Source organism: Bacillus sp. EKM202B, assembly GCF_011066025.1.
Taxonomy (GTDB): Bacteria; Bacillota; Bacilli; order Bacillales; family Bacillaceae_G; genus Bacillus_A; species Bacillus_A toyonensis.
The window spans coordinates 1-7,211 of the sequence record NZ_JAAMNK010000066.1 but is presented as its reverse complement, the minus strand read 5'-3'; the positions used below and the strand labels follow the sequence as shown (position 1 = coordinate 7,211).

Annotated in this window: 4 protein-coding genes and 2 pseudogenes; 3 read left to right on the top strand and 3 right to left on the bottom strand. The window is 32.2% G+C overall.

What is annotated here, in order from left to right; genetic code table 11:
• Together G9F74_RS29080 and G9F74_RS30720 are read right to left on the bottom strand one after the other, a co-directional pair.
• Positions 1–787, bottom strand: a 787-nt coding sequence (locus G9F74_RS29080) for a transposase (protein WP_260408304.1), incomplete at its 3' end; no start/stop codon positions are given.
• Positions 788–1,552: 765 nt separating this feature from the next.
• Positions 1,553–1,630, bottom strand: a pseudogene (locus G9F74_RS30720) (IS6 family transposase); the annotation flags it as partial.
• An 836-nt stretch (positions 1,631–2,466) separates the two neighbouring features.
• Between G9F74_RS30720 and nheA the strand changes: the two are divergent.
• The 3 genes from nheA (at position 2,467) to nheC (ending at position 6,169) form a co-directional block, all read left to right on the top strand.
• Positions 2,467–3,627, top strand: coding sequence for a non-hemolytic enterotoxin subunit A (gene nheA / locus G9F74_RS29075; protein ID WP_165406409.1), 1,161 nt, complete (start codon positions 2,467–2,469; stop codon positions 3,625–3,627).
• Between the two features lie 49 nt (positions 3,628–3,676).
• Positions 3,677–4,804: a non-hemolytic enterotoxin subunit B gene (nheB, locus tag G9F74_RS29070; RefSeq protein WP_016107183.1), complete on the top strand. Its 1,128-nt coding sequence runs from the start codon at positions 3,677–3,679 to the stop codon at positions 4,802–4,804.
• A 276-nt stretch (positions 4,805–5,080) separates the two neighbouring features.
• On the top strand, positions 5,081–6,169 hold the full coding sequence (nheC, locus tag G9F74_RS29065; RefSeq protein ID WP_165406408.1) for a non-hemolytic enterotoxin subunit C: 1,089 nt from the start codon (positions 5,081–5,083) through the stop codon (positions 6,167–6,169).
• A gap of 274 nt (positions 6,170–6,443) precedes the next feature.
• Here nheC and G9F74_RS29060 read toward each other — a convergent pair.
• A pseudogene (locus tag G9F74_RS29060) lies at positions 6,444–7,139 on the bottom strand (Rieske (2Fe-2S) protein); the annotation flags it as partial.
• Between the last annotated feature and the right edge of the window lie 72 nt (positions 7,140–7,211).

Here is a 7,211-nt window from a genome sequence, read left to right as displayed (position 1 = left end):
CTTTTGCTAACCTATGATTCTTTAACATATTCGATACTTGCAAATCCTCTATACCGATAACATCGTGGTTTTTGATGATTTCAGTCGAGATTTTGTCCAGGTAATCTTTTCTAGCCTTCGTCATGTATTCATGAATTCTAGCTACCTTTACTCGCTGTTTATTCCAGCTAGAAGATTCTTTCGTTCTTCTAGAAAGAACACGCTGTGCTTTCGCCAATTTCTCTTCTAATAATCGAAAAAACTTCGGATTTTTATAGGTTGTTCCATCTGACAAGATGGCGAAATCTTTTAGTCCTACATCCATTCCAATATAAGATTGTGTTTTCGGAAGTTCTTGCACTTCTGTTTCAACTAACAATGACACAAAGTATCTGCCAGAAGGGTTCCGTCTAACTGTAGCATTTAAAATATGTCCCTTTACTTCACGACTTTTGGCAAATCGAACAAGACCTAGTTTTGGCAACTTCATTTTGTTTCCTACAACGGCAATGTTTTCATTTGTTTGTTTTGTAGTATAAGAGTGCACGTTGTTCTTCTTAGATTTGAAACGCGGGGCACTGTTTTGTTTTTTGAAAAAACGTGTATAAGCATCCGCAAGGTTGCGAACAGACGACTGGATCGCAATACTATCCACTTCTTTTAGCCAAACAAGCTCTTTCTTCATGGCAGGAAGTTTGGCAGAGCATGCACCATATGTCAAACCTTTTCCTGTTTCTTTGTATGCATTATCCCACAGAGATAGGAAATGATTAAATACAAAACGAGAACAACCAATCGTTTTATTGATTAGGGTCGCTTGTGCTTAATTTGGATAGATACGAAATTTATATGCTTTATTGATTATCATTCATTTCACCTCCATTTCAATATGTGTCTATTATAAAACAAACATACATTCGATAGGTAGCGAAGTAACACTTTATGTATGTCGTACAATTAGGATGGCTTCCTGCCATCCCTTGTCCGAAGCCAATGCGCATCTCCAACCTACTCACTTCGCGTTCCTTGAGGAGGGAGTCTTCTTGGCTAAAATGATAAAAAAAAGAAAACAACTTGGATAGGAACAAATTGTTTTCTTATGAAGGGTACAACAAAGAAAGAGTAGGGAAGGAATACACAAACATGCCAATCTAACGGAGTGGAGTAAAATAGCCAAAGACTGAAAAATCAGAAAATTTACAAAGCGAAGTTTCCTATTTAATCTCTTTCTTTGTAAGTATAAGTTTAACATCAATAACAAGATAAAACAACAAAAAGATACAAAATTCTGATAAATCCGACATTAAATTAACTGCTAAATAAATCTTTTACGTTAATATTTGAAAAGTTTCCTATTAAAATGTATTGAATGGATTTTGTAACATCTACGAAAGTGTTTTGGAAGATATTTAAATTAAAAGGAAACTCAAATTATGAAGGACTTGGAATATCACCAGAGGGAGCAGAAGCAACCCACTTTAAGTGATTTGAGTCCCATTATAAGGCGTACGCGTTACTTAATAAAACGATTGTCTTATTTATTTTTGTTATCTAAGTTGAATACTGACAGGTATTCTTTTTTCAACTGTTCAATTGCTATAGGATAAGCTAGATTCTTATCGACTGTTATCACGTGAGATTTAGAAATGTACGAAAAAGTGTTTGTTTATATCTTGATTTTTTAATTTGATATATGTTTCATCGACTCTCTAGGGGGCATTTGGCTGTTTTAGGTTATGTCGGATTCTTTTGTCCAAGACTGATGAATCCAACGCATAATAGATATAGGAAGTAATAGATAAGTTCCGTTACTCTAACGTTTTCAACAAGTTGTGGAAACTTAATATTGATGTAGCGGTAGTACATAATAGTTATTTGGAAAATTATCACTTATGACTATATATAATAGTTAACCTTCCTCTATATGGATATGCAATTTTGCATATCCATATAGAGGAAGAAATAAGTGAAGAACATTGAAAAATTATACTAAAATAATTTTTTGAAATGAAAATTCACCTAGTTAAATTAAATTGGGTACCTTTTTATCGGTATTATTAAATTATAATTATTTTAATTATAGGAGTAAAGATCCATAGCAATTTTAGAAGTATAGTATTTTAATTTGTACACATATTAAATAATTAAGATAAAAAAATAAAAAAGGACAAAATTATACAAAAACCTACAAAATTTTACTATATACGCACTGAAAATTTGATGTTTTAATAAGGGCACAAGATGTTAGTTACATTTTAAGACATATAAAATCAGGATTATTTTCGTATATGCCTTTTATGTAATGACTTAGGGATTAAGTTTATAGTAGGGCATTATGTACAAATGTTTACAATCTATATTTATATTCCTTAAAATTCATCTTTAAAATAATCTATATAGATTAATAGTTTTAGTGTTGGATTTTAAATTAATTAAAATTTAGTCCAACTATTTTATCAAAAGACACCAATAAATGGGAGGATTACTATGAAAAAAGCGTTAGTCGCAGGGTTATTAGTTACAGCAGTATCTACAAGTTGCTTCTCACCTGTAAATACTTTTGCAGAAAGTAATACAACTTATTTACAACCAAGTAGTATACTTGGACCCGCTATGGATAGGTTATCAAATTCGATTACGAAATTAGGGTCACAGACGCCATTAATTCAAGGATATGGGCTAATCATATTACAGCAACCAGACCTTGATGTAAATACTATATATGGAATAACAACTGATCAAGGTACTGCAAGAAACCATGTTCGAGACTGGCTGGATACATATAATCCCAAATTATTCAAAGTAAATCAAGACATACAGAGTTTCGGAATAACATTTACAAATTATTACAATACATTGGTTGAACTAGCTGGAAAAATGAATGAAGATCCGCAAGCAAAAGCATTATTTGTACGTATTTTTAATTTACTTCAAGGTGACGTGCAAAAAATTCAGTATAATATGAAAATAAATTCAGAAGACTTAAATAATTTTAAAGACGATTTGGTTGAAGATAGTAATAAATTTTCTATTAAAGTTACCAGAGCGTTTGAATCTTATAAGAGTTCAAACGGAGACATTGAAAAATTAAGAACAGAAATGGGACAACTTAATGCAGGCATTCAAGAAGATTTTGAAAAACTTCTAGCTCTACCAAAAGAAAATCTAGACGGTTCTTTAAATATTACAAAGTCGGTTATTAATATTTTGAAAGACGGAGTTAAAGATAAAACTGTAGACGTGTCTAATTTGGAAGCGATTTATAACCAATATGGACAACTCAAAAATGATAAAGTAACAGAACTGAATAAAGCTATCGCTCAGAAGCAACAGAAACTAATTCAATTGGTACAAAATTTATCGACTATTGAAGTGCAAGCAACTCAAATGACACTTATTGAGCAGCAATTAAATAACTTTACAAGAACAGTTAAAAATCAAACTCAGAGTTTTGACAATCTAGTAAGTAGTTGGAACACCTTTAATAACATAATGATTCAAACGGGGACAAGTCTTAATGCTGATACGAAAATAGATTCCAATTCATTACAAGCACAATTAAAAGAGCTTAAACAGTTTACGGATGAATTGAAAAAACAAACAACGGAATATCAAGAGAGTGTTACAAAAATAAAAGTAACAGGATGAAATTTGTAGAATATATAACAATAATATAATGTAAGGAGAGAAAAATGTGATGAAAAAACCTTATAAAGTAATGGCCTTATCTACATTAATAGCAACAATCGTAGCGGGTGGCATTATGCCATCATATGCCTCAGCAGAGGAACCAGCACCTATTCATGCAAATCAAGACCTTAAATACCCTAGTTATTACCTTGGACCAACAGGGCTTGATAATGCGATGAAGGATACTAAATCCAATATGTTGGTAATGGACCTGTATGCTTTAACTATACTTAAACAAGCAGATATTAATTTGGATGGTTTACCTTCAGTTGGCGATGATTTAAAAACAGACATTAAAGCCAACCAAAATATTACTAGAGAAAATGCAACATACTGGTTAAATAATTTAAAATCAGGAATAATTACGACGAATCAAAATATTATCAGTTATGATACAACATTCCAAAATTATTCTCGTTATTTATTACAATATAAAAATGATCCAGTCAAACTAACAGCTTTGCTTACAAAGTTGAATGGTGAAATTTCACAGAATAAAGCTCAAGTTACCAAATTAGTGGATGATTTGAAAAACTTTCGCGGCAAATTAGAAACAGATACACAAAAATTAAAAGGGAATGCTGAAAAAATCGTAAATATTTTAACTGGTGAAGAAGCTGGAATTCCACTGTTCCAGCAACAAATCGAAGCAAATAAAGCATTAATTGATGAAAATAACAAAATTTATATTGGATCGTCGGTTGCAACTGCTTTCAGTGTATACTTAATTCTTTCACCTTTTGCGCCTCTTGGTGCAGCTGGATTAGGAGGCTCGATATTCGGAGTTGTTTCATCGCAGCAGCAGATAATCAAGGCACAAGAAGAAATTATAAAGCTAACACAAGATATTTCAATGGCGAAACTACAGTCAGGTAGGTTAACGATAGTGCAAGGTGATATTAAAAATTTAACAGATACAATTGATAAAGCTATTGTTTCTCTTGAAAATATAAAGACTACGTGGGATGTAATGGGTACAAAATATGATGCATTGATTGATAAAGCTAAAAAGGTTGACCCAGAATTCCTTGCTATGGATATAACAGCAGATCTGGATACAGCGAAGGAACATTGGGAGCAGATTAGAAAGTATGCTGAAAATATTCAAAGTAGTGAGATTTCGTTCTTGAAATAATAATATTACATCAAGAAATTGCCGAAGTAATGAAAAAGATAATATACTAAGTCTCCCTTTTGAAGAACACATAATATGAGTCTCCTGTTCAAGTTTGAGCAGGAGACTTCCTATATAGTTATGAAACTTAATAAAGATTATAGAATAAGAAAGTAAGAGTATCTCTATTTTAATATGTTGTTTTATTTGCAATAATCTTAATTCATTTGAAGTAAAGAATAGAAGCTTATGAATTTAATAAAATATGTGATGCATGTAAAAGAGTAGGTGAAAAAGATGAATAAGAATTTATATAAGAAGATTATTTTGTCAACAATCATTACGGGAATGGCAGCGAATAATGTAATTCCACTTCATACTTTAGCAGCAGAACCAACTGTGTCCCAACAGCAAGAAAGTTTGAAGAACTATTCCCTTGGTCCTGGTGAATTTAAAGAAGTAATGGGAAAAATGGTGGCAAATATCCTTACAATGGATTCATATGCCAATACAATCAGTAATCAACAGCTGACAGATTTAAGTAAAATAAGTTCTATAAATGGTGATTTACAAGCAAACATGATTAAGCATCAACGGGATGCAATAGAGAATGCCGACTTTTGGTTCATGTATTTTAAAACTCGTATTATGTACACGCATCAGAATATTGTAAGTTATAATGATACGTTTCAAGCAAGTTATAAGCTTTTACTAACTGCTATAGAGCAAAAAGATACAGAGAAATTAAAATATGAACTAGAAAATTTGCACAATAGTATTTTGTACAATAGTCAAAAATTAGATGTACTGTTAGAAAAATTGAAAAATTTTCAAGGTGAAATAGCAGAAGATACAAGAAATTTCAAAGAAGATTTCAATCAATTGGAGAATATTCTAGAAAGTACGAACGCTGGTATTCCGCTTCTACAACAACGAATTGAGAATTGTAATAATACAATTAAAGAAAACTATGATAAACGTGGTGGCTATATAGCTTTATCTGTATTTATGCCTCCGATTGGTATACCATTGATTGTCACTACTGACAAGAATATCGCATCTGCACAACAAGAAATAGAACAATTAAAGTCCAGAATTTCTGGAGCAGAGGCAGAAGTAGTTATTTTGACTGATGCCAAAAATAAAACGGAACATATGGCTGCAACAGTTGGTACAGCTGTTACTGCTCTTGAAAATATAAAGACTCAGTGGGAGACAGTGGAGAAAAAATATAAATCATTGATTGACAGTGTTGACAACATTAATCTAGACTTGTTTGATGAGATTATAAGAGCAGATCTGGATACAGCGAAGGATAATTGGCAGGACCTTAAAAATTATACGGATAAATTATATGAAGGTGCTAAGATTGCACAAAATAAATAGATTGTACAAATAGGACCAGATTGCAACTGAATATGAGTAAAATTAAATAATAAAAGCTTATCGTAAACTAAAAGAAGCATAAGATGGACAAAATGGCCATCTTATGCTTCTTGTTACAGCAATATTGTCGTACCCCAACAGAGTATTGACTCGTGCAACTTCAATATATTATTCATATAATTTGTTTGAGGATTTATTCCATGATTTTATAATTTCAAAGCTGCCATCATCATAATCATTTCCCCCGAGTTTCATAACCGCTACATAAATTTAGTTAATAACCAGAGTCTTCTGAAGTAAGATTATCTATCATTTTATAATCGTATTTTTGTAATGGTTTTTCAGCAGGCCCTTCAAGTACTTCCCCTGTATACGAGAATCGCGAACCATGGCATGGGCAATCCCAAGAACGTTCTCCATTGTTCCATTCAACTTCACATCCAATGTGGGTACAAGTTGTATCTACAATATGAAGTTTACCTTCTGCATCCTTATAAGCTCCTTTTCTATGTCCATCAATATCAACGACAGCTCCTTCATCGTTAGATAAATCACGAATACATTTTTGAGGAATCTCTAACTTTCCTTTAATTAAGTGTCCAACAACATTGGCATTTTCGACTAAGAAATTCTTTAAACTAGGATTCATGTGGAAACGAGAGGGAGTATATAATTCCCGATATTTGTTTTTTTCTTTTAATATGATGTCTCGAAATAAAAGCGCCGCTGCAGTTCCGTTTGTCATACCCCATTTTCTATATCCAGTAGCAATTAATATATTTTTCTGATCGGATGTAATTTCACCGATATAACGAATTTTGTCTAGTGTAATTAAATCTTGAGCTGACCAGCGATAGGGGATATTTTCAAGGCCAAAAACTTGTTGCCCGAATATTTCTAGTGCTTCATAATGTTTTAGTGTTTCTCCGCCTTGTCCTGTTTTATGACTTTCTCCAGAGATAAGATTGAACTACCCCCACTTTCACTTCGTTTAGAAGAGGGGGATTCCTAAGTAAAGAGTTCTATCGAACTCTAATTTATT

Bases quoted from the DNA above. Each gene is read 5' to 3' on its own strand.
- nheB (WP_016107183.1), top strand. From the start codon at position 3,677: ATGAAAAAACCTTATAAAGTAATGGCCTTATCTACATTAATAGCAACA.
- nheA (WP_165406409.1), top strand. From the start codon at position 2,467: ATGAAAAAAGCGTTAGTCGCAGGGTTATTAGTTACAGCAGTATCTACA.
- nheC (WP_165406408.1), top strand. From the start codon at position 5,081: ATGAATAAGAATTTATATAAGAAGATTATTTTGTCAACAATCATTACG.